General features: G+C 63.5%; 19 protein-coding genes and 1 tRNA gene. 6 read left to right on the top strand and 14 right to left on the bottom strand.

Annotation, left to right across the window (positions count from 1 at the left end; all coding sequences use genetic code 11):
• Window positions 1–120 precede the first annotated feature (120 nt).
• The gene (locus KMZ68_RS04465; RefSeq protein ID WP_215614677.1) at window positions 121–606 is read right to left on the bottom strand and encodes a hypothetical protein; all 486 of its coding nucleotides are present in this window, start codon (window positions 604–606) and stop codon (window positions 121–123) included.
• Window positions 607–819: 213 nt separating this feature from the next.
• On the opposite strand from KMZ68_RS04465, the gene KMZ68_RS04460 reads away from it, so the two are divergent.
• Window positions 820–1,905 (top strand): AbrB family transcriptional regulator, encoded by a 1,086-nt coding sequence (locus tag KMZ68_RS04460; protein ID WP_371741411.1) that lies wholly within the window; start codon window positions 820–822, stop codon window positions 1,903–1,905.
• 90 nt (window positions 1,906–1,995) lie between these two features.
• Here the strand turns inward: KMZ68_RS04460 and KMZ68_RS04455 are convergent, their stop codons facing one another.
• Complete coding sequence (locus KMZ68_RS04455) at window positions 1,996–2,496, bottom strand: disulfide bond formation protein B (RefSeq protein WP_215616190.1); 501 nt, start codon at window positions 2,494–2,496, stop codon at window positions 1,996–1,998.
• A gap of 258 nt (window positions 2,497–2,754) precedes the next feature.
• Here KMZ68_RS04455 and KMZ68_RS04450 point away from each other — a divergent pair.
• A tRNA-Leu gene (locus tag KMZ68_RS04450) sits at window positions 2,755–2,839 on the top strand.
• 111 nt (window positions 2,840–2,950) lie between these two features.
• Here the strand turns inward: KMZ68_RS04450 and KMZ68_RS04445 are convergent.
• The 4 genes from KMZ68_RS04445 to KMZ68_RS04430 all read right to left on the bottom strand — a co-directional run bounded on the left by KMZ68_RS04445 (window position 2,951) and on the right by KMZ68_RS04430 (window position 9,638).
• The gene (locus KMZ68_RS04445) at window positions 2,951–5,044 is read right to left on the bottom strand and encodes a tetratricopeptide repeat protein (RefSeq protein WP_215614676.1); all 2,094 of its coding nucleotides are present in this window, start codon (window positions 5,042–5,044) and stop codon (window positions 2,951–2,953) included.
• A 134-nt stretch (window positions 5,045–5,178) separates the two neighbouring features.
• Complete coding sequence (cysK, locus tag KMZ68_RS04440; protein ID WP_215604881.1) at window positions 5,179–6,171, bottom strand: cysteine synthase A; 993 nt, start codon at window positions 6,169–6,171, stop codon at window positions 5,179–5,181.
• 14 nt (window positions 6,172–6,185) lie between these two features.
• Window positions 6,186–7,073 (bottom strand): class I SAM-dependent methyltransferase, encoded by an 888-nt coding sequence (locus KMZ68_RS04435; RefSeq protein ID WP_215614675.1) that lies wholly within the window; start codon window positions 7,071–7,073, stop codon window positions 6,186–6,188.
• A gap of 606 nt (window positions 7,074–7,679) precedes the next feature.
• Entirely contained in the window at window positions 7,680–9,638 is a 1,959-nt protein-coding gene (locus KMZ68_RS04430) for a C40 family peptidase (protein WP_215614674.1), read from the bottom strand.
• A 671-nt stretch (window positions 9,639–10,309) separates the two neighbouring features.
• Here KMZ68_RS04430 and KMZ68_RS04425 point away from each other — a divergent pair.
• Window positions 10,310–12,970 (top strand): DUF2235 domain-containing protein, encoded by a 2,661-nt coding sequence (locus KMZ68_RS04425; RefSeq protein ID WP_249779520.1) that lies wholly within the window; start codon window positions 10,310–10,312, stop codon window positions 12,968–12,970.
• Between the two features lie 91 nt (window positions 12,971–13,061).
• Here KMZ68_RS04425 and KMZ68_RS04420 read toward each other — a convergent pair whose 3' ends face one another.
• Window positions 13,062–13,283: a hypothetical protein gene (locus KMZ68_RS04420; protein WP_215614672.1), complete on the bottom strand. Its 222-nt coding sequence runs from the start codon at window positions 13,281–13,283 to the stop codon at window positions 13,062–13,064.
• Between the two features lie 113 nt (window positions 13,284–13,396).
• On the opposite strand from KMZ68_RS04420, the gene KMZ68_RS04415 reads away from it, so the two are divergent.
• Window positions 13,397–13,687 (top strand): hypothetical protein, encoded by a 291-nt coding sequence (locus tag KMZ68_RS04415; RefSeq protein ID WP_215614671.1) that lies wholly within the window; start codon window positions 13,397–13,399, stop codon window positions 13,685–13,687.
• Window positions 13,684–14,235, top strand: a complete 552-nt coding sequence (locus KMZ68_RS04410) for a DUF4760 domain-containing protein (protein WP_215614670.1) — start codon at window positions 13,684–13,686, stop codon at window positions 14,233–14,235. The genes KMZ68_RS04415 and KMZ68_RS04410 overlap by 4 nt, the downstream gene beginning before the upstream one ends.
• 180 nt (window positions 14,236–14,415) lie before the next feature.
• On the opposite strand, the gene KMZ68_RS04405 is transcribed toward KMZ68_RS04410, so the two are convergent.
• The 3 genes from KMZ68_RS04405 to ilvD all read right to left on the bottom strand — a co-directional run bounded on the left by KMZ68_RS04405 (window position 14,416) and on the right by ilvD (window position 17,419).
• Window positions 14,416–15,063, bottom strand: coding sequence for a hypothetical protein (locus KMZ68_RS04405; RefSeq protein ID WP_215614669.1), 648 nt, complete (start codon window positions 15,061–15,063; stop codon window positions 14,416–14,418).
• Between the two features lie 125 nt (window positions 15,064–15,188).
• The gene (locus KMZ68_RS04400; protein WP_215614668.1) at window positions 15,189–15,437 is read right to left on the bottom strand and encodes a hypothetical protein; all 249 of its coding nucleotides are present in this window, start codon (window positions 15,435–15,437) and stop codon (window positions 15,189–15,191) included.
• A 140-nt stretch (window positions 15,438–15,577) separates the two neighbouring features.
• Window positions 15,578–17,419 (bottom strand): dihydroxy-acid dehydratase, encoded by a 1,842-nt coding sequence (gene ilvD / locus KMZ68_RS04395; protein WP_215614667.1) that lies wholly within the window; start codon window positions 17,417–17,419, stop codon window positions 15,578–15,580.
• Between the two features lie 341 nt (window positions 17,420–17,760).
• Between ilvD and KMZ68_RS04390 the strand changes: the two genes are divergently transcribed.
• Window positions 17,761–18,675 (top strand): diguanylate cyclase, encoded by a 915-nt coding sequence (locus tag KMZ68_RS04390; RefSeq protein WP_215614666.1) that lies wholly within the window; start codon window positions 17,761–17,763, stop codon window positions 18,673–18,675.
• Window positions 18,676–18,740: 65 nt separating this feature from the next.
• Here the strand turns inward: KMZ68_RS04390 and KMZ68_RS04385 are convergent, their stop codons facing one another.
• From KMZ68_RS04385 to minC, 4 genes are all read right to left on the bottom strand, one after another.
• Entirely contained in the window at window positions 18,741–19,514 is a 774-nt protein-coding gene (locus KMZ68_RS04385) for a thioesterase family protein (protein WP_215614665.1), read from the bottom strand.
• A 139-nt stretch (window positions 19,515–19,653) separates the two neighbouring features.
• On the bottom strand, window positions 19,654–19,929 hold the full coding sequence (gene minE / locus KMZ68_RS04380; RefSeq protein WP_215616189.1) for a cell division topological specificity factor MinE: 276 nt from the start codon (window positions 19,927–19,929) through the stop codon (window positions 19,654–19,656).
• Window positions 19,929–20,744, bottom strand: coding sequence for a septum site-determining protein MinD (gene minD, locus KMZ68_RS04375; protein ID WP_215614664.1), 816 nt, complete (start codon window positions 20,742–20,744; stop codon window positions 19,929–19,931). Before minD ends, minE begins: the two co-directional genes overlap by 1 nt.
• A 19-nt stretch (window positions 20,745–20,763) precedes the next feature.
• Window positions 20,764–21,456: a septum site-determining protein MinC gene (gene minC / locus KMZ68_RS04370; RefSeq protein WP_215614663.1), complete on the bottom strand. Its 693-nt coding sequence runs from the start codon at window positions 21,454–21,456 to the stop codon at window positions 20,764–20,766.
• Between the last annotated feature and the right edge of the window lie 439 nt (window positions 21,457–21,895).

The following is a 21,895-nucleotide window of genomic DNA, read 5'->3' as shown; positions in this document are numbered from 1 at the left end:
GCTCGCAACCTCGCTCGCACGGCGTGATTCCTGGAAGAAATTTCTCCAAACTCCTACGCTGGCAGCATGGAAACTGCAACGCGGCCGGTTGAACCGGCCGCGCTGCCGGGCAAAAGGCGCCTACGCCGAGCCCTTCAGCTTCTTGGTGCACTCGCTGTAATAGCCGCCGCCCTTCTGGATCCATTTCAGGCCGCCATTGGCGTTGGCGGCCTTGTTGGCGTTGTACTGGTCGACGCAGGTGTGCATCCGCGCCTTGCCGGCGGTTTCCTTGGCATATTTCGGATCGACGGCGGATGGGAACACCGCGGGGCCGGCCGGCGCCGCCGGCGTTGCGGCAGCCGCGGCGTCCTTCTTCGGCTTGGCGGCCGCCTCCTTCGGCGCGGCGGGCGCAGCGGATGCGGCGGCCGGCGCGGCGGTGGCGTCCGCACCGCACTGCGCCTTGCGGAAGTCGTTCCACTTCTGGCCGTCGAGCGTGCCGGCGGTCTTGGCGGCCTGGTACTTCGCGCTGCATTCCTGCGCGGTCAGGGCTTGCGCCGACGAAGTCGCCGCGAACGCCGTCAACGCCGTTACCGCAACGGCCGAGAATAATTTGACTTGAAAGCTCATTCTTGTCTCCCTGGGCATGGCAATCCTTGAGGTCCCCATCCTAGCGCAACCGGGGCGTGCGGCAACGCGCGGGTTGACGGTTCGGTCAACATTTTGCGAGCAACGCGCGTGCAGAAAGTTTGCAGGGGTTGGCCGCGCCGGAGGAAGGAAAGCGCATTGCTGCAGTCGCATGAGCGCATTTGTCCCCGCCGCGCGGATTTGCCATAAGGCGACGTGAGCCTGATCCCCGCATCGATGGCGGCTGCGTTTCCCAGCCGCGCCAGAATCCTCAACGTGCTCGAGACGCTCGCGATCGGCGCCGCCGGCGGCGCGCTGTTTCTTTTCCTCAACCTGCCGGGCGGACTGATCTCCGGCGCGATGATCGCGGCGGGTATCGCCGCGATCGCGGGCCGGCCGCTCGCCATGCCGCCGATCCTGACCCAGACGGTGCTGCTGCTGCTCGGGATCACGCTCGGCTCGCTGGTGTCGCAGCAGATGCTGCACAACATGGGCACCTATCCGCTGACCATCGCGCTGCTGGCGCTGGCGACGTTCTGCGCGACCTTCGGCTCCAGCCTCTATCTGCAGCGCGTGCACGGCTGGGACCGCACCTCGGCGCTGCTGGCCGGCAGCCCCGGCGCGCTGTCGCAGATCACCATGCTCGCGGTCGAGAAGGGCGCCGACGTGCCGGCGATCGCCGTGGTGCAGACCATGCGCGTGATCATCCTCACTGCCGCACTTCCCCTGCTGCTGGCGGTGATGGGGGTCGCCTCCTCCGCGCCGCCGGCTGCGGCGGGCGCGATCGCCTCCCCGCTCGAACTGGCCGGGCTGATCGCGGCCTCGGTCGCGGTGGCGCTGCTGCTGCGGCTGTTGAAATTTCCGGCGAGCTGGATGTTCGGCGCGATGATCGGCTCCAGCGTGCTGCATGGCAGCGGCATCATCGAAGGCGGCCTGCCGCCGTGGATGCGCAACGTGGCGCTGGTCGGGATCGGCGCGGTGATCGGCACCCGCTTTGCGCGGATGAAGACCAGGACCCTGCTCAGCCATGTCCATGCGGCGCTGGGATCGTTCACTATCGCCATCGTCATCTCGGCCGTCTTCGTCGCGGTGATCGCGCTGACCACCAATGTGCGGGTGGCCGACATCATCGTGGCGTTCGCGCCGGGCGCGATGGACGCCATGCTGGCGCTGGCGCTGACCCTGCACATCGACCCGATCTTCGTCGGCGCACACCATCTGTCGCGCTTCGTGTTCGTCTCGATCACCACGCCGGGCATCGTCCATCTGTTTGGCCGGCCGCAGGAAGACGTCGACGATTAGTGTGTGCAGAACGTGGGGTGGGCAAAGGCGCGCTTGCGCCGTGCCCACCATTTCTCGGCAAACCAAGGTGGTGGGCACGCGGAGCCGACGTCAGCGGCGCTGCAGCCGGACAATTCCCCAGCCTGCGATCGCGGCCATCAAGAGCGAGATCAGCACGTTGTAGCCGGCCAGCGACAGGCCGAGAAAGCGCCACTGCACCTCGTCGCAGCGGACCACCTTCACGGTGTCGAGCCGCTCCAGCAGGCTGCCGGCGCTGCCGAGATTGACCACCGGCCCCGAGCACTCGGTCGGCCCCTGCCAGAATTGCCATTCGACGCCGGCGTGATAGGCGCCGAGCCAGGCATTGCCGAGCGCGGCAGTCAAGAGAATGGCGAGCCCGGCCAGCAGCAGCGCGCGCGGCGCATCCTTCATGGCGGCGAGCGCCACCAGCATGCCGAGCGGAAACGCCAGATAATAGGCGTAGCGCTGCTCGAGGCAGAGCGGACAGGGACGGATATCCAGCACCAGCTCGAAGAACCACGCCCCCGCCAGCGTCGCCGCGGCAATGACGGCAATCGCCAGCGCCGCCGTAAACGCGGGGTGGGCTTGCATGGGCACATGCGACTGGCTTGCGGTGGCGTTCAGCGTCACGATCGTCTCCTGTCCACCGCGTCGTATCCTGCAGCCACGGCGCTGTCGAGGCGAGCCACGATCACACTGGAGTGTCTTTGGGCGGCTGGGGGCCTTTGGCGCCGTTTCGGGTAACGAGGGATTGGAAGCAGCTTCCAAACCCGCGGGTTGACCCGCCCTCACCGGCCGCTATATTCCGCCCGCTTCACGACCCCGGCCCTTCGGCCGGCGTCGCGAAATGCCCCTGTGGCGGAATTGGTAGACGCGCTCGACTCAAAATCGAGTTCCGCAAGGAGTGCTGGTTCGATTCCGGCCAGGGGCACCATAGGATTTTATTCCTTACACATTTTTAGCTAGATGCTCTCTGAAAACCTAGAGCGTGATACGGCCGGGAACACGGCGGCGCCCGCGATCGGGTGCAGAAAACGTCGACGTGTCACGACAGGCCCGCCCTTCTGAGGCCGTCCACATAGGCCTCGATCTGCTCCGAACGCTTGAGGTAGAATAGGTGTTCTCGGGCGAATGCGAGTGAGAATTCCGGCTTGATCCTCATGAGATCGGCCACTGCAATCCGCGCTTGGTCTTCATCGCCGAGGTGGCCCAGGGCCGCCACAAGGTGTGCCCGGGCCCAGTATTGCGCATTCGGTATCTGGACCGATTTACGTGCCCAAGAAGCGGCTTCCGTGAACTCTCCGCGAAACAGATGGGCGAGCGAGCGATAAGAGTAGAACGCCCAGCGAAATGGATCGTGAGGGCTGAGCCTTATTGCAATCTCAAACTGCTCGATCGCCTCGTCAAGCCGCCCTTCGTAGGCGTAGGAATCCCCAAGTCCACAATATGTAACGGCCAAAGACGGATTGAGTTCCAGTGCGTGCTGAAGCGCGTCGATCGCCTGACCATACTCGCGCCGTGCCAAGTGAACGCGGCCCAAAGTAAAGAAACCGTTCGCATCCTGATCATCCAGCTCGATGGCCCGTTGCGCCGCATTCAAGGCATCGTCCATCCGCGCATCGTCCGGCGTGACGTCGAAATATACCATGCTGAGAACGATTGCGTAGGCCAGTCTCGAATGGGCGCCGCCATAACCAGGATCCAGCTCGATGGCCTTGCGAAGCAACTCCTGGCACTGCAGATTTCCCTCCCGCGTGAACTTGTAGAATTCCGCAATGCCAAGCTGATAAAAGTCCCATGCACCACGATTCTTGCGAGGCCGTCTCTCGGCCTTTTTCTGCTCGCTCAGACCCAGCTCTGCTTCGATGCGGCACGCTACAATCTCGGAAATCTCGTCCTGAAGCTCGAAAATGTCGACCATGTCGCGGTCAAATCTTTCCGACCAGACGCTCTGCTCCGTTTCGGCATCGACAACCTGGACGGTGATGCGGAACCGAGATCCGGCCTTGCGTATACTTCCCGTCACCAAATACGTAGCATTGAGTTTTTCACCGATGACCCGGATGCTGTCCTTCGATCCACGAAAAGCAAACGCTGGATTGCGAGCGATAACGGTCAACCACCGGTTCTTGGCCAGGGCCGTGGTTATGTCTTCGGTGATTCCATCGCCGAAGTAATCCTCGGAAGGGTCTTGGTTCAAGTTTGCGAATGGCAATACTGCAACCGATGGCTTGTGCGCCACCGGCGACATTTCACTCTCCACTCTCCCGTCGGCGCTTTCATCGACCGCATCAGAACCGACATTCTCAATCGCCGCGACAAACCGGAAACCACGACCATGAAGGGTCGCTATCGTGTGTTGCGAAACGCCATCGTCGCCGACAGCGCGGCGCGCCGCTTTGATCTGGCTACTGAGTGCCGAATCAGAAACGATCCTTTCGCCCCAGATTGCAGCGAAAATCTCTTCTCTTGTGACCGTTCGATTTGCGTTACGCGCGAGAAAGACGAGGAGGTCGAATACCTGGGGTTCAACCGCAATCCGTTCACCCGCTTCCCGAAGCTCGAAGTGGGCGGTGTCGAGTTCGAAGTTGCGGAAGCGAATCACATGCGCAGGGACGGCGTCCGCCCCAAAGTCGACGCGATATGCCTGGATAGGCCGGCTGATATTCTTCACCGTCTGCTCGCCAAGGGATATGAACCGCACCGGAACATTGGCACCGATATGGTCATGGACCTGCTTCGACAGCACGATGCCGCCCGGCTGTGAAATGCTTTCAAGACGGGACGCTACATTGACACCATCGCCGTAGATGTCGTCTCCCTCTACGATTACGTCACCGAGGTGAAGACCGATCCGAAATTGCAATCCATGCATCCCGTCCGCCATGCGGCGGCGTGACGCGAATTGCCGTTGGATCTCCACCGCACACTGAAGGGCCCCGACTACGCTCGGGAACTCGGCAAGCGCGCCGTCTCCCATCAGTTTGACCGTGCGCCCGGAGTGGCGGGCAATGGCAGGGTCGATGATGTTCGAGCGCGCATCCTTGAGGAGACCAAACGTACCCTGCTCGTCGATTTCCATTAGACGGCTGTAGCCGACAACATCCATCGCAATAATGGTCGTCAGTTTGCGTTCCATGGTTTCGCTCGCATCCCTAGCTACGCCGAACCTGCTTCCTCCGCCTCGATTACCGCTCTCCAACTAAGCTAGCTGGATTACTGCGCGACTGTGGTGCACCTGTGACCCTGTGACTGGCGGTCTTACTATCCAACTCAATCTTCAGCGTATCCATCGAACAAAGCGGTTGACAAGTATCGCTCGGCAAAGCTCGGCAGGAGGGTGACAACCGTGCGCCCCTTCATCTCGTCGCGTTTTGCGACGCGCATGGCGCAGGCTAGCGCGGCTCCTGATGATATGCCAGCAGGTATGCCCTCAAGCGCGGCCAGCCTGCGGGACGTTTGTATTGCTTCGTCGTTGCTCACGAGGAGAACTTCATCGATGAGGCTGATATCGAGAACGTCCGGCACGAACCCCGCTCCGATGCCCTGGATCAGGTGTGGCGAATGCGTTCCACCGGACAGCACCGGGCTATTTTCCGGTTCGACTGCGATGATGCGTATGCCGGGATTGCGAGCTTTCAGCACCTCTCCGACGCCCGTGAGCGTGCCGCCCGTGCCGACGCCAAGAACAATGGCATCGACGACGCCGTTAGTGTCGCGCCAAATCTCCTCGGCCGTGGTTCTGCGGTGTATCTCTGGATTCGCCGGATGACCGAACTGCCAGGGCATGACAGCTTTTTCGGTTGCGGCGATGATCTCCTTGGCCTTCTCGATGGCGCCGCCGATGCCCTTCTGACGGGGAGTGAGCACGAGTTCCGCGCCGAGGAATCGCATCAACTTGCGGCGCTCGATCGAGAAACTGTCAGGCATGGTCAGGATGCACCTGTAGCCCTTGGCGGCGCAGGCGAAAGCGAGCCCGATGCCCGTGTTACCCGACGTTGGCTCCACGATCACGCTTCCCGGGCCGATGGTACCGTCAGCTTCCATGGCCTCCAGCATCGATACGGCGATGCGGTCCTTGACGCTGGCGAGCGGATTGAAGAACTCGAGCTTGGCCAGCACTTCGGCCTGGCATCCTGCCTCCCGCGCGAGCCTCCCGATACGGACCATCGGGGTGTTGCCGATCGTTTCCAGAATGCTTCCGTAGACGCGGCCACGCCCAGGCTTGTCCAACACTACAGGTGGCAATATATGCTGCTCGATCATGAATGTCTCCCTTGCTATTGAGGATTGATTGCGCTGATGACCCAGGAGGAGCTGTCCATGACCACTCCGTCTGCAGCCGTTTTCTGACCGTTGATTGCCGCGGCCAGCGCGGACTCGATATCGGTCCGCTTTGATTCCGCCAGGGCGCCAGCTTCTCTGAAGACCTCGCCGGCTGGACCGATTGCCAACTGGAAGGCGATGGCGTCGTCGACATCCTTTCCAACCATGACGGGAGCATCGACCCTGCGGAATTCGATCCGATCATAGCCGGCGGAGGTCATCATCGCCCTGACCACCGCCTCGTTCGCCATCGAGAAGGGACCCGGACCACAGGTCAGGGCGTCTGTGCCTGGTGATGGCAGGTACCGAAGAACGACATCCTTTGCCATCGACAGCCAGGGATTGTCAGCCCGATCGCGCCAGACGATATGCACCATCCGTCCGCCCGGCCGCAGGGCTTTGCGCATATTGCGCATACCGGCAACCGGATTGGCGAAAAACATTGTGCCGAAGCGGGCGAAGACGAAATCGAATTGATTTGTCGGAAGTGCAGTTTCTGCGTCTGCCCTCACGAAACAAACATTGGTGAGGCCTCTGGTCCTGACTTCCGCCCGGGCGTGGTCCAGAAAGGCGTCACAGCAGTCCACCCCGACAACCCGGCCGCTCGGTCCCACCAGCTCGGCCAGCCGGATCGCGGTGTCGCCAAATCCGCAACCCACGTCCAGGACGTGGTCGCCCGGACGTACCGGTAGCGTGGGAAACACCGCCTCGCTGTGACGTGACAGACCCCCGACCAGTATGTGTTTGAATCGGATGAATTTCGACGCCAGGACCTCGTTCCAAAACCGAACGAATTGACTGTCTTCCGTCGTTGGCGTGATGTTCAGTGCTGTGTTGCTCATGGGCCCGTCTCTCTCGTACCTTGTCTCGAATTAAGAATGGCCAAAAGGTAGTCTGCCCGCGTCTTGTTTGCTTGGCGGCCGCCTGAGGGATGTCTGGCCTTTTCGTGAAGAACGGCCGGAGAATTCGCCTTGGCTCACCTAAGGGCCGGAGTCCCCGATCCAATTGCGCGAGCGCGAGACGTCAGGCGGCTTGCCAGACAATCTCCGCGGGAGTTTTTGCCAAACATTGGCCTTCAGTTCGGCCCGGAGAGCGACTTACTAATGTGGTATCGCCTTTCTCCGCCGACTACATCGCAGCATAGTCTTATACAGGCGGCGGCCGAGCGGAGAGCCTTACACACTCAATTACGATGCCCCATTCACGCTGCCCTTCTCACCACCCGACATAGCGCCACATTCTGCGACGCGACCAAACGTCGGGAGTGTGAGTATGTCTGTGAGTAGACCGGAATCGACCACCTCCGAAAAGCAGCAAGAATTGAGTGCTTTCTGGCTTATTTCGATTCCGGCCAGGGCACCAACCCAGAACGTCATTTCATTGGTGCGCAACTCGCTGGCGAGGAATGCCGCGACGCGGTCGCAGTGCCGGGGCTGGTCCCCGACAACTCAGTTCTTCTTCGCAAACGAGTTGAAGAGGCTGCCCAGCAGCTTGGATCCGATGCCACCCAGCGCGCCCCAGCCGCTGGTGGCGCCGATCACGCCGGTGATCAGCGGGATCAGCGTCGCAAGCGTTGAACCCGACGCCGGCGTTGCGGCTGCAGCCGCGCCCGCGGCCGCAGCCCCGCTCGAACCCAAAGCCCCCAGATTGAACGGCAAGTTGAGGAAGCCGAACGCCTGCAGCAGCGTGACAATGCCGAGCGCGCCGGCCGAGAGCTGCACGCTCGGCCGCGACAACGCCGGCACGTTCGCTTCCGCGGGCGCCTCCGGCTTCGGCTCGGTGCCCGGATACGGCTTGCCGGTCAGCTTCTGATACAGCAGCGGCATCAGCAGCGTGATGATGAGATCGGCCGGCGCCTGCGAAGCCGGAGATTGCGCCACGACCGGCGCCGGCACGGTGTTGACCGGCTGCGTGCCGAGCGGCGGCGTGACCAGCGGCTTGCCGGTCGCGAACACGGCCAGGAGTTGCGTGATATCGAGCTGCTTGCCGCTGAGCGCCGACTGCAGCAACAGCGGCAATAGCAGTTCGAGGCCTTGGCCCGGCTTGGCAGGATCGGCGGCCATCGGTTTCTCCTTGGATAGCAACATGAGGATGAGAGTGAGCAGCTGCTGTGTGTCGGGCGGAAGCGAACCAAGGATCTGGCCCTGGTCCGACACAACGGGGCCGACCGGCCCGGCGGCCCCGACGCCGAGCGACACGCCGAGCGCCGCCGCGGTCTCCGGCCCCACCGCGCCGTCGACCACCATGCCTTCGGCTTCCTGGAAGCGCAGCACCGCCGCCTGGGTGTTGAGCCCGAAGTCGCCGTCGATCAGGCCAGGGTCGAAGCCCTTCGCTGCCAGCGCCTCCTGGATCCGCGTCACGATAACCTTGTCCATGTTCGGCGCATCGACTTCGTAGATGACCGCAGGCGGATTGACCTTGATCGGCGACGACGCGCCATAGGCGATATCCGGGATCAGGATGCCGGTATGCCATCCGCGGCCATGCACGCTGTCGGCGACGACGCCGTAACGGCGCCCCTTTGCCTCGACGGTGCCTCCGTTGCCGTCGCAAACCGCGATGTGGCCCATCTTGCCCGGGCCTGGCGGATAGCGAAGGACGATGCCGCCGACGGTCGCCGCCGCCTCCTCCACCGAGACGCGCTTGCCGAGCCGCTCGAGGTCCGCCTTCCAGGCACCCGTATAGGCATCGGCCTTGGCCGGCGGCGCGGTGTCGTCAACGCATCCATAGAGTATGCCTGCCTCCTGAAAGACCAGCCAGGACACGAACTCGGCGCAGTCCCAGGGACCATGCCAATGCGGATCGTCCTTCGGCACCTGCGTGTTGATGTATGGCTCGCCGATGTGCATGCGCGCGCGCTGCAGCAAACCGGCGCCCGACGGGGCGCCACCGGCGGGCGGGTGGACGACGAGTTGAACGGGCAGGCTGCTCAGATAGGCATCGGCACTGCCCGCCTTGTACATCTTGTGCGCCTGGCGCCATTCCTCCTCTGTCAGGTTGTTGCCCTTGCCGGATTCGCGGCCGGCAATGGCCTTCAACAGCGCGATGGCCGGCACCGACTCGTCGACCATCTCCCTGGTCAGCACGGCGTTCGGGTCGTAGCCGGGCACGCCGAAACCATGCGCCCCGGTCCATTTCGTTCCGGCCTCGCCGATCCGCATGCCTACATAGCTGCGCGACAGCAGATCGAAGTTCGAAGCGGCGCCGTTCACCGGCGAGGGAAAGCGCGCAATCTTGTGGCCGCCGCCGATGATGCCATAGCCGGTCTGGCCGAACCGCGCCGCGCGCGCGCTCGGATATTGGGCGCCGGGATTGAAGTAGCGAAACGACGCGACCTCGGTGCCGCCAACGTCATCACGGTTTTCCGCCGTGGAGGGATCCGTGGACCTTCCGATCTGACCTGCCATTGCTCGCTCCCCTGCCCCTTCGCCTGTGCGTCTTGTCCGTTTCGCCGACCGCCGCGGCTTCGTCCCTTGCTTGCCGCTCATTCGCGGTCGGGTTTGTCCGACGGCGGGTGGCCGTCGCTGGATGAAAGTCGTTGCGACATTGAAAGTTGTTGAGACATTAAAAGTCGTCGACACATGCCACTGCCGCCCGGCCAGGCGGCCGCAGCCGGCGGGCACGGGTCGCCGGCCGTTCCGCCGCCTTGTGTCTTGCGAAGGCGCGAAAAGAAATGAACTTCAAATGGCATCGGGGCGCGGCGAACCGCGCGAATTGCAGATCCAACGCAATACATGACTATCAACAATCAAAAGATGCGATGACAAGAATACACTCGCTCTGCTGAAATGCAACAACAAGTAGAGTAGGTCGTAATCCCTCGGCTGAACCCGACCGCCCTGGCTTGCGCACGATATGAAACGTGGCAGGCGCTGGCCGACGACGTCGCGAACGTCGCGCGTGCCTTGCGCGGCGCGCCGCTCCGCTTGCTACCTAAGCGGGTTTATGCACAGACTGCACCCAATCGGGCTCGTCGCCAACCGTCCGAAATGTCGCACGACGAGCAACGCGGAAGGATAATGCCGCCGCAGACTCGGCGTCCGGCACCGCCTGAAGATCAGTTGGGGGACCGATGGCAATGACCAACAAGGAAGCGGCTGCCGCCCGGGGCGACCAAACGCGCGATGCAAGCAACGGCGGATCATCCCGGCCGCCGCGAAAATACGTGCTGTTCGCGGACGGCACGGGCAACGCCTTCACCACCCAGGAATCCAACGTGTGGCGGCTCTACGAGGCGCTCGACCGCACCAAACCCGATCAGGTCGCCTACTACATCAAAGGCGTCGGCACCGCGGGCTGGCGGCCGTTCGCCGCGCTCGACGGCGCCACCGGAATCGGCGTGCCGTCCAACGTCCGCAAGCTCTATCGATTCCTGTGCTGGAACTGGCAGCCGGGCGACGAGATCTACATTTTTGGTTTCAGCCGCGGTTCCTTCACCGCGCGCACCCTGGTGGGGCTGATTGCGTCGCAAGGGCTTGTGCCGGCCGTGATCGAAGGCAGCCCGGTCTCGCACGGGGAGATGCAGCGCAACGCCATGGCAGCCTGGCGCGCCTATCGCCGGAAAACCGTGCCGACGAAAAAAAGCCTGCCGACGATCTGGATCTCGCGCTTGATCCGCGACACCGCCCTCGCCTTGTATCACGCCGTCCTGCGGCACCGCTCCTACAACAAGGTGCGCGCCGCAATGAATGACGAAGAGAGCAGGGACAAGGACAGGGGACGCAAAGTCGTCCCCATCAAATTCCTCGGCCTGTTCGACACGGTGGAAGCATTCGGCGTTCCCATTGAAGAGCTTCGCACCGCGATCGATTGGGCCATCTGGCCGATCTCGTTTCGCAATCGCAGGCTTTCAGACCGGGTCGTGCGCGCGCGGCATGCCCTGTCGCTCGACGACGAGCGCACCACCTTTCACCCGATCAGGTTCGAGCATCCGGAGCAAACCGATGAGAAGGATGCGCGGATCAAGGAAGTCTGGTTCGCCGGCGTCCACTCCGACGTCGGCGGCGGCTATCCTGACGGCGCGCTCTCCTATGTGCCCCTGGTGTGGATGGCCGAGCAGGTCGAGCACGAGCTTCGGTTTCAGCCGGGCCGGATCAATCACTTCAGGGTCTATCAATCGGCGATCGGCCCGATCCACGACTCGCGCAGCGGCGCGGCAGTCATGTACCGATACGGCCCGCGTCCGATCGGGGTAGACAAGGAGACAGACGGCGGCCCGCCGGTGGTGCACCCCGCCGTGGTCGAGCGCATGCTGCATGGCTGCGACAATTATGCCCCCATCATGCTTCCGGCCAGCGCGAAGGTGTTGAGGCCGGACGGAAAAGTCGTGGCGATGGAGGACAAGGCGGCACGTGAGGCGGTGAAATCGGAGCACGCGGCCTCGGGAGCCGGGGACGCACGCGCCACCGCCGGCATCGATGCGGTCGCCGCCATGCCTTCCCCCGACAGCAACATGGCCGAGCTGGCGCGCGACACCGTGTGGTGGCGGCGGTTCGCGTATTTTTCACTGCTGGGGACGATCGCGTTGCTGGCGGTGTGGCCCTGGGTGTCCAGGAAGGTCGTCGAGATCCTGTCGGGGCCGACGGAAATGGTAAGCGTCGGCCACTCCAACGCGTTGGCAATCATTCGCTGGCTGGACTACTGCGTCGGCGCCGTCGTCGGACCGATCGCCGATCTCCTTCTCGGTTTCCTGCCGTCCTACGCCGCACCCTGGTTGAAGATTGCCGTTTTCTATCCCTTTGCGACGATGATCGTCGTCGCCCTCGCCGTCATCGCCTGGCGCAGGAATGGCTATCTCCGCGACCGCATCCAGGAACGTGCGCGGCTCGCCTGGAACCGGCCCGACCGCATGGTGGCGGACAGCCACACGGCAGGCTGGCTGCTGCCGGTCGGCCGTTTCATGCGGCTCCACGGAGGGCCGGTGAGCTTCGCTTTCACGAAAGTCGCGCTTCCGGCGATTTTCCTGACCGTCATTTTCGGCGCGGCCCTGCTTGCCGCCGGACGCAGCTATTACAACTGGCGCGCCGGCACCGGAGACCTCTGCACGAGCGCCGGCTCGGTCACGGCGGTGGGCGATCGGCAGGTCCCGGCGCAGACCCGGTTCGACACCAGGAAGCTGTGCTGGGCGAGCGGGCTTTGGGTCGAGAAGGGCCGCAAGTACCGTATCTGGATCGATGCGAAGGATGATCCATGGTTCGACCGGACGATCATGTCCGGCGTCAACGGTTTCAGGTTGTACGACGACTTTGCGCATGTCGCGGGACTGCTGTTCCGACGCTGGTACACGGCAGCCTGGTTCCAGCCGGTGCTCCGTATCGGCGCAGAAGGGGATGCCGAATTGCCGCTCGAACAGATCAATGTGATGCCGGCCGACGATCTTCCGCGCCCACTCAACCCGACCGATCGCCTCGACAAAAAGAAGAAGAAGCCGGTTCGCGTTGACGACGAAGAGCTCCTCAACGCGAACAGCGAGCTTCGCAGCACATGGAGCAACTTCGGGAAGCTGGAGCCGATCCCGGATGCCGCACTCCCCGCCGCGCGCAAGGTCTGGCACACGCAGGGACTGGCCGACCGGATGGTCGCGGACTTCGTCGCCGCGGAGTCCGGCGAGGTGTTCCTCTACGTCAACGACGCGGTCCTGCCGTTCCTGCCCCCGTTCACGCTGTTCTACAGCAACAACAGCGGCACCGCGGCGGTGACCCTCCAGCGCATGCCGCTGCCGGAGCCGCCGGGCAAATGAACCAGGTTGAGGCGTCGAGCGGCCTCGGAGGCAGAACCGGACCTGCCCCGACTTGAGCCCAGGAAATCTGGAACCGGGAAACCTGGGACGCTCACAGCACGCGTAACCGCGAGAGCTGACCGGCTGCGGAAGAGCGCTTCCCGGCGGCGGGACGGCCGTCACCGGGACCAGCCTCACCAGATATATCGGCTGCGAGGCTGCCGGCATCCGTTTCCGCCAGCTCGGTGCGGTTGCGGCCGAGATGCTTGGCGTTGTAGAGCGCCTTGTCCGCGGGGGCGACGAGATCGCGATGTCTTGCCTCCGCGTCGGGCACCAAAGACGCCACGCCGATAGTGATGCGGCGCAGCGTGATGGAAATTCTCCTTGCACACGCGCCCAGGTTGCGAAAGACTTGGAGGCGCGTGAGCAGGAGGAGGGGGCTCCATGATGTCTCTGCGAAGCCTGATTTTTTACTGCACGATAGCGGCCGGCGTTTCGCATTGCCCGGAGCCAGCGGCCGCCGGAGGGCTGATCGGCGATTTCGTGTCGAAGCTTGCTCCCAAGTTCAATGCAAGCAAATCGATCGACGACGCGCATCGACAGATTTCAGACGGAGTGCCGGGCATCGTTCCCGGCGGGCCCGAAGTGGCGCAATCGCCGACCAACCTCTGCAGGATCAATCCAAGCTTGCCCCAATGCGAAGGCAGCACTCGCGACAGCAGCGCCGTCGTCAAATGATTGCGGCGACCTACAAGAGGTTACTTCAAATTGGCAAGGTGAGCGGGGCAATCTCGTTCCTGCTGGCCGCCCCCTATGCCCTCGTTCAATATTGGCAGGCGCGCGACGCGGCACGCGTGGAACAGACATTGAACTTCTACAAGCTTTATAACGCCAAGCCATTTACCGATTACCGGGAGAAAATAACGAAGGCGCTGGTCAAATATAAGGGCAAGCTCAATGATGCGGCAGTCAATGAAGCATCTCTCCTTCAGGTTCAGTCGGATCTGATAAAGAACGAAGAAGTGGAGATGGAGCTCTTGCTGCTGTTCGATTTTTTTGACGGAGTTACTGTCTGTGTGACCTCGCAGGTGTGCGACAACGACACGGCTGTGCAGCTCTTCAAGCCCCGCGCATTGGATATCTACCTTAACTTCTACCAATACATGATGTCGCAGCGTGCCAACGGTGCGACGCAGGATTTCGGGAAAGGCCTGCAGGCGATTGCAAAATCTGGAGTGCCTGTGGCCGTTCCGGTGGCAATGCCGCCAGCAAGTTCGGTGAATTGACCTGACGTGATCAGCATCAGCCGCAATCCGCATGCGACGCCGGCCACGAAGGGCGCGCACGCGTTGGCGCTGCGACGACCGTCGCAAACTCTTTCAGCGATGGATTTCCCGTGATTTGGACTTGCGCAGCCGTTTCAGGCGCGTCTGCGGAACGATGCCTTGCGGGTACTGCTGCCCGCCTCAGATCATCGAGGCGACTTTTTCCAGCCCGATGATGCGGGCGAGCGAGCGCACTTCGCGCTTCTGATCCTCGCGCAACTGGAACAGCAGCGGCATCGCCGCCGACTTCAGCTGCTGGACTTCTTCGGCGTCGGGATCGATCGGCGTGCCGGTCGCGTGCGGATCCGTCTTGCGGGTGGCGTGGATCTTTCGGGCGATGGCGCGCAGCGCGTTTTCCACCCCCGGCCAGTAGGATTCCTGGTCGGGAGAAAGCTTGAGGCGCTCCTTGATCCCGGCGATCTGCACGTCGCTGAGCAGCGCGTAGGATTTCTGCGGCTGCGGCTTGGCGGCTGCCTTCGGCTTCGGCGCCTGCGGGGCCGCGATCTGCGGCGGAACGATATCGGCGGGACCGGCGGCAGCGTAAGCCTGGCGCAGCGGCTCGCTCAGGGTCGCGGTTTGCTGCGGCTCGTACGAGGCCAGCGCCACGGGAGCGGCAACCGCCAACTTATCCTTCTTGCCTGCCTTGTTGGAGACCGGGTTCTGGATGACGGAAGCGGCGGCCATTTCCAGCCGGGCGCCCGGCATGCTGTCGCGGCCGAGTATGCTGGTGGCGGCGGCGCCGACGACGAGAAAGCAGGTCATCGCAATGATCGTGATGGCTCGCGTCAAGCAGCTCTCCGTTTCCTCAAGCGACATGATCACTTTCCCGATAACTGGGCATTAATTATGGCGTAACCACGCCGGCGTGGCGGCGGTCGCCAATTCGGGCGGATTCGCCGCCAAAATGGTTAATTTCAGGCCGCAACGGCCAGATCGTAGGCGTCCTGGATGTCGGCGACGATGTCGGAGGCCTCCCAGAGCGCGTCCGGCGCGACCGAGCGCAGGCTGATGGTCCAGTTGCCGCCCCTGGAGGTGCGGGGCGTCGAGACGATGTCGAACTGCACGCTGCGGCACAGCGGATGCCGCTCGAGCGCATAGGCGACCCGGGCCCTGATCTCATCGATGGTGGCCGGGGTTTTGGCGAACAGCGTCTCGAAATCCATCCTGCATCCCCTTGAACGGTCGTGCGGCCCGGTCCGCCGCGATAAGCGAAGGCCGGTCCTGGACCTGATTCTTGGAGCGAGATGGTTAATGACGCCTTAAGCGACGCCGCAGAACCACGGTGCGCGGCGCCGCCGTTTGATCAGTCCGGAACGATCCGCACCGCGCCGCGCGCGGCGCTGGTGGTCAGCGCGGCATAGGCCTTGAGCGCCATCGACACCTTGCGGGTTCGCTTGGCCGGTTTCCACGCTTCGGCCTTGCGGTTCAGCATGGCCTGCCGGCGCTGCGCCAGGACCGTGTCGTCGACCAGCAGGCTGATCGAGCGGGCGGGAATGTCGATGCTGATGCGGTCGCCCTCCTCGACCAGTCCGATCATGCCGCCTTCCGCCGCTTCCGGCGAAATATGTCCGATCGACAGACCGGAGGTCCCGCCGGAGAAGCGGCCGTCGGTGATCAGGGCGCAGGTCTTTCCGAGCCCCTTCGATTTGATGTAGCTGGTCGGGTACAGCATCTCCTGCATGCCCGGCCCGCCGCGCGGCCCCTCGTAGCGGATCACGACGACGTCGCCGGCCTTGATCTTGCCGCCGAGGATGCCTTCGACTGCGGCGTCCTGGCTTTCGAAGATCCGCGCCGGCCCCTCGAATTTCAGGATGCTCTCGTCGACGCCGGCGGTCTTCACGATGCAACCGTCCAGCGCCAGATTTCCGGAGAGCACGGCGAGGCCGCCGTCCTTGGAAAAAGCATGCCCGGCGTCGCGGATGCAGCCCTTGGCGCGGTCGGTATCGACTTCCTCGAAGCGGCGATCCTGACTGAACGCCACCTGCGTCGGCACGTTGCCGGGCGCCGCCTTGAAGAAGGTGCGCACGCTTTCGCTCTTGGTGCGCCTGATATCCCACCGGTTCAGCGCGTCCTCCAGCGACCTCGAGTGCACCATCGGCAGCTCGCGATGGATCAGGCTGGCGCGGTCGAGTTCGCCGAGAATGGCCATCACGCCACCGGCGCGGTGGACGTCTTCCAGATGCACGTCGGGCACCGAGGGCGCCACCTTGCACAGCACCGGCACCCGGCGCGACAGCCGGTCGATATCCTGCATCGTGAAGGGGATGCCGCCTTCATAGGCGGCGGCCAACAGGTGCAGCACCGTGTTGGTCGATCCGCCCATCGCGATATCGAGCGTCATGGCGTTTTCGAACGCTTTGAAGCTGGCGATGTTGCGCGGCAGAACCGTCTCGTCGTCCTGCTCGTAATAGCGGCGCGCCAGATCGACGATCAGGTGGCCCGATTCGACGAACAGCCCCTTGCGATCGGCATGGGTCGCCAGCACCGAGCCGTTGCCGGGCAGCGCCAGGCCCAGCGCCTCGGTCAGGCAGTTCATCGAGTTGGCGGTGAACATGCCCGAGCACGATCCGCAGGTCGGACAGGCCGATCGCTCGATGGTCTCGACATCGGCGTCGCTGACGGTGTCGTCGGCGGCCGCGACCATGGCGTCGACCAGATCGAGCGCGCGAATCTTGCCCTTGAGGCTGACCTTGCCGGATTCCATCGGGCCGCCCGAGACGAACACGGTCGGAATGTTGATCCGCAGCGCCGCCATCAGCATGCCCGGCGTGATCTTGTCGCAATTGGAGATGCACACCATGGCGTCGGCGCAATGCGCGTTGACCATGTACTCGGTGCTGTCGGCGATGATCTCGCGCGACGGCAGGCTGTAGAGCATGCCGTCGTGGCCCATCGCGATGCCGTCATCGACCGCGATGGTGTTGAACTCCTTGGCGACGCCGCCGGCCTTCTCGATCTCGCGCGCCACCAGCTGGCCGAGGTCCTTGAGATGGACGTGACCCGGCACGAACTGGGTGAACGAATTGACCACGGCGATGATCGGCTTGCCGAAATCCTCGTTCTTCATGCCGGTGGCCCGCCACAGGCCGCGGGCGCCCGCCATGTTGCGGCCGTGGGTGGTGGTCCTGGAGCGGTAGGCGGGCATGGGCTGTCCTTTTGAGGGTCGGGAATTCGACGCGGCGACCGTCTTCTAGACGGCGAACCCCGCCGGTTGAACGTGGCTTGGTGCAGGGGCGCTATGCGGTCGCCCTTTGGCACGGTCCAGGAAAGTTGGCAATCATTTCGGCTTCGATCGGGCCGCCAGGTCCCCATTGGATCGGCGGTGAGCCCGACAGCCGCGCAGGTGCTGCAGCGCAGCGAAACGCAGGGTGGACCAACGGCGGAAACCGGCGCTTCCGGTCTGTGGCTCGGATCGGAAATGTCAACGCAGGTATGCGATCTGTTCCATTTGCTAGTTGGTTTGCAGTCCGGGATTGGAGGACAGCAATGGCCATTCCCAACATGCCCGACGAGCAGATGCGCCTGGCGCTGAAGGAGCTCGAGCAGGCCACCTACAATCACGATCAATGGGCCGAAGCCATATTCAGCGCATTGATATGCCGCCTGGCGCCGGACGAACGGGATACCCGGGGCGATGCTCATCACCTGTGCCGGTTCGGCCAATGGTTCTACAAAGTGGGGATCGTTGCGCTGAAGGACCACCCCGGCTTTGCCGAGATCAGTCACGAGCATGAACGCATGCACCAATGTGCGGCTGGTCTTCTGCGGTCGTCCGCCGACGGCGTGCCGATTTCGATCAAGGACTTCGATCGATTCATCAACGCACGGAAACGCCTGCAATTGGTGATCGCGACCGTCCGCCGCGAACTGGAAGTGGCGCTCTTCAATCTCGACCCTTTGACGGGAACGCCGAGCCGCATCGGGATGCTGAGCATGCTCCGCGAACAACAGGAATTCGTCAGACGCGAGCATGCCTGCACCGTGGCGATGATGGACCTCGATCACTTCAAGTCCATCAATGACAATTATGGCCATGCGGTCGGGGACCGGGTCCTGATCGGCTTTGCGCGTTACGTCATGGCGCATCTGCGTCCCTACGATAAATTTTTTCGATACGGCGGGGAGGAGTTCCTGATTTGCCTGCCGGATACCGACCTGCAGACAGCCGGCGACGTCATCGATCGATTGCGCGAGGAACTGGCGTCGTTGTCATTCGAGGATTCGGGCAAGGGGCGTTTTCAGGTTACCGTCTCCTTCGGGCTGGCCCTTTTGGACCCGGATATGCCGGTGGAGAAATCCATGGATCGCGCCGACAGGGCTCTCTACATGGCCAAGGAGACCGGAAGAAACCGCGTCGTCAAATGGGACGCGTCAATGAATGGGTTGCCGGGCAGGCCCTAGCAATCGAGGGCCTGCCGCGCCCTGGATGCAGCTGTCACGCACGCGCGCCCGGAAGGACGGGTAGCCTACCGCTTCTCGATCACGAGGCTCTGCACCACGCGGCCGAAATAGCCTTGTGTGTCGGCGAGCCGCGCCATGGCGAGGCCGGCGCCGTCCGGGCCGATCCAGGATTCCGCATCGAGCAGGATCCACTCGCCGACCGGCTGCCGCGCCATGCTGACGGTGAGGTCGGCATTGATGAAGGTCCATTCGCGGAAATCCAGCGCCGCCGAGGTGCCGTTGCAGAAATCGGACGCCACCACCGCCCGCATCGCCTGCGACACCGGCGCGCCCTCGACCAAGGCGCGATCGGCGCGATACCAGATCGCGCCGGGACCCGGCGCGCCGAAGCGGCCGCGGGCCGCCCGCAGCGACATGCCCTTTACAAAGGGGCTCGAGGTGAAGTCCGCCGGCTCCGGGCGCGACTGATCCGGCCCCGGAAGCTCGACCGGCAAATCCGCGACATCGGGCGGCAAGCTCAAGGCCTGCGCCTTGATCTTCAGCACGGTGGCGCCGACCACGACGACGCCGTCGGCGAGCAGCCTGACCGCGCAGAGCTGGATCTTGCGGCCCGCGCGCAGGATTTCGGTCTCGATCGTCAGCGGCGCCACCGGCACCGGGCGCATCAGATCGATGGTGACGCGCGCAACCCGCATCGGCACCGGCGCCGGGATGGCTTCGGCCGCCCACACCACCAGCGATGACGGCGCCGAGCCGTGCTGCATGCCCGGGTCCCAAGGGCCGGCGGCATCGGGGCTCGTCAGCACGCGATTGCCGTCGACGCGATAGATGGCGTCCATCAGATCAATTCCGTTTCAGCTGGGTTCGGGCTGCGGCGCGGCGCACAACTGGCCGGCCGGCAAAGGCCATACCCGATGCGCCCCGCGCAACCCCGGTTCGACGAACCGCGCCGAAGGGTGTCGAACTGGCGGCCGGAGGTCAACCTGCGGCGGCGAGCGATCTTTCGAAGCCGTTTGGCACCTCGATATCGACTTCGAGCGTCGATACGTGTTTGCCCCGTTCCATCCTGACGATGACCTTTTCCGGATCGAGCACGACATGCCGCGAAACGACCGCGAGGATCTCCGCCCGCAGCAGGCCCAGCAGTTCCGGCTGGCCGCGCATGCCGCGTTCATGCGCGAGCAGAATCTGCAGCCGTTCCCGCGCCACAGGCGCGGAAGCATTACGGCCGCCGAAAAGCCGCAGCAGATTCATCATGCCGCCCTCCGTCCCAGCAGCCGGTTCATCAGGCCCTTGCGCTCGGTCGGCACCACCATGGTGACGTCCTCTCCCATCAGGCGCCGAGCTGCATCGACATAGGCGCGGGCCGGCGCGCTGGCGGCGTTGTTCAGCGTCACCGGCGATCCGACGTTCGAGGCCCGCAGCACGTCCTGGCTTTCCGGAATGATCCCGAGCAGCGGCGTTGCCAGGATTTCGAGAATGTCGTCGATGCTGAGCATTTCGCCGCGGGCGGCGCGCCCCGAATCGTAGCGGGTGATCAGCACGTGCTTTTCCACCCGCTCGCCCCTCTCCGCCCTCACGGTCTTCGAATCGAGCATGCCGATGATCCGGTCGGAATCGCGCACCGACGAGACTTCGGGATTGGTGACGATGACGGCCTCGTCGGCGTAGCGCATCGCCAGCGTCGCACCTCGTTCGATGCCCGCCGGGCTGTCGCAGAGGATCCAGTCGAACCTGGTGCGCAGGTCCGCAATGATGCTGCCGACGCCCTCTTCGGTCAGCGCATCCTTGTCCCTGGTCTGGGAGGCGGGAAGCAGCCACAAATTCTCCAGACGCTTGTCGCGGATCAGCGCCTGCGAGAGCTTGGCGACGCCCTGCACCACATTGATGAGGTCGAACACCACCCGCCGCTCCGCGCCCAGCACGAGGTCGAGGTTGCGCAGGCCGACGTCGAAGTCGACCACCACCACTTTTTCGCCGATTTGCGCGAGCGCCGCGCCGAGCGCGGCCGTCGATGTCGTTTTTCCGACGCCGCCTTTACCCGACGTCACGACCAGGACTTTGGCCATTCTTTGCTCCCTTAACCGGTTAATTCAGCGCTGTGATCTTCATGATGTCGCCTTCCAGCCACGCCTGGGCCGGCCGATTGCGCAGTGAGGGGTCGATTTCTTCGGCAGTCTGGTAGTAGCCGTCGATGGCCAGAAGCTCGGCCTCGATCTTCTGGCAAAAAATCCGCGCGGCGGAGTTGCCGTTCACGCCCGCCATCGCCCGGCCGCGAAGCGCCCCATAAATATGGATCGAACCGCCGGCCACGATTTCCGCGCCGGAGCCGACCGAACCGAGCACGGTGACGTCGCCATCGGTAAAAACCACCGACTGACCGGAACGCACCGGGCTTTCGAGCAGCAGAGACGTCGACTTCGCCTTGGCTTCGGGCTTTGCGGGTTCGTTGGGCTTGACCGCGCAGTGGCGTCCGCCCGTGAGCAAGGGCGGCAGGCTCCTGGTCAGATGACCCTGGTCGACGCCTTCGATTCCGAGCACGCGGATATTCCGCTGCTCGAGGCTCGTGACAAGATGTGCGATGGCGGATTGACTGAGATCCAGCGCCGAGAGGTCGAGAACGACCGGCTTGCCGACAAAGAAGCCGGGCGATCGCGCGAGCGTGGCGTCCAGTTCTTCAAGCCAGCCCACGATCGGCACCACCGGACAAAAAACAAACGCCACATAGGAGCGTCCGCGCAGGCGCACCAATTGTCGCGTTGGCTCCACGATTGCGTCCATGGGGGATCGACTCGCCTTTCCTTATCGAATGGTTAAGAATCGGCGGTCTTGGTTAACGGTTCGTTAATGGCGCCGGTTATTCGGCGACCTGGTGTCAGGTCGCGTCGCGCCGAGGAAGATCCTGTCCTGCTCATGTACGGACATCGCCACGCGGCATCCGAAAAACCGTGGACTAATTTTGTCGAGTTTGTGGCCGTCCGCACTTTCGATAGTGGCGGTTAATGCCAGCCAGCAATGATTCGCTCGCGATTTCGCCCCTGCGCCAAAGCTGTTGACCGGCAAAAACTGACCTCAATTCAGTCGAGGTTCCGACCTAATAATGTCTCGCCCCAGCTCCATCACATCTCAGTGACTTTGCCGGCACGATTGCCGGCGGGTCATTTCCACCGTCGTTCGCGACGGACACTTGCCGGGGGACAAAGGCAATGGAAGGGGTGGA

The organism is Bradyrhizobium sediminis (assembly GCF_018736105.1).
Taxonomy (GTDB): Bacteria; Pseudomonadota; Alphaproteobacteria; order Rhizobiales; family Xanthobacteraceae; genus Bradyrhizobium.
Note: the sequence above shows the minus strand (reverse complement) of the source record. Positions and strands in the feature narration are given on the sequence as shown.

Bases quoted from the DNA above. Each gene is read 5' to 3' on its own strand.
- KMZ68_RS04465 (WP_215614677.1), bottom strand. From the start codon at position 606: ATGAGCTTTCAAGTCAAATTATTCTCGGCCGTTGCGGTAACGGCGTTG.
- KMZ68_RS04455 (WP_215616190.1), bottom strand. From the start codon at position 2,496: ATGCAAGCCCACCCCGCGTTTACGGCGGCGCTGGCGATTGCCGTCATT.
- KMZ68_RS04445 (WP_215614676.1), bottom strand. From the start codon at position 5,044: ATGGAACGCAAACTGACGACCATTATTGCGATGGATGTTGTCGGCTAC.
- cysK (WP_215604881.1), bottom strand. From the start codon at position 6,171: ATGATCGAGCAGCATATATTGCCACCTGTAGTGTTGGACAAGCCTGGG.
- KMZ68_RS04435 (WP_215614675.1), bottom strand. From the start codon at position 7,073: ATGAGCAACACAGCACTGAACATCACGCCAACGACGGAAGACAGTCAA.
- KMZ68_RS04430 (WP_215614674.1), bottom strand. From the start codon at position 9,638: ATGGCAGGTCAGATCGGAAGGTCCACGGATCCCTCCACGGCGGAAAAC.
- KMZ68_RS04425 (WP_249779520.1), top strand. From the start codon at position 10,310: ATGACCAACAAGGAAGCGGCTGCCGCCCGGGGCGACCAAACGCGCGAT.
- KMZ68_RS04415 (WP_215614671.1), top strand. From the start codon at position 13,397: ATGTCTCTGCGAAGCCTGATTTTTTACTGCACGATAGCGGCCGGCGTT.
- KMZ68_RS04410 (WP_215614670.1), top strand. From the start codon at position 13,684: ATGATTGCGGCGACCTACAAGAGGTTACTTCAAATTGGCAAGGTGAGC.
- KMZ68_RS04400 (WP_215614668.1), bottom strand. From the start codon at position 15,437: ATGGATTTCGAGACGCTGTTCGCCAAAACCCCGGCCACCATCGATGAG.
- ilvD (WP_215614667.1), bottom strand. From the start codon at position 17,419: ATGCCCGCCTACCGCTCCAGGACCACCACCCACGGCCGCAACATGGCG.
- KMZ68_RS04390 (WP_215614666.1), top strand. From the start codon at position 17,761: ATGGCCATTCCCAACATGCCCGACGAGCAGATGCGCCTGGCGCTGAAG.
- KMZ68_RS04385 (WP_215614665.1), bottom strand. From the start codon at position 19,514: ATGGACGCCATCTATCGCGTCGACGGCAATCGCGTGCTGACGAGCCCC.
- minE (WP_215616189.1), bottom strand. From the start codon at position 19,929: ATGAATCTGCTGCGGCTTTTCGGCGGCCGTAATGCTTCCGCGCCTGTG.
- minD (WP_215614664.1), bottom strand. From the start codon at position 20,744: ATGGCCAAAGTCCTGGTCGTGACGTCGGGTAAAGGCGGCGTCGGAAAA.
- minC (WP_215614663.1), bottom strand. From the start codon at position 21,456: ATGGACGCAATCGTGGAGCCAACGCGACAATTGGTGCGCCTGCGCGGA.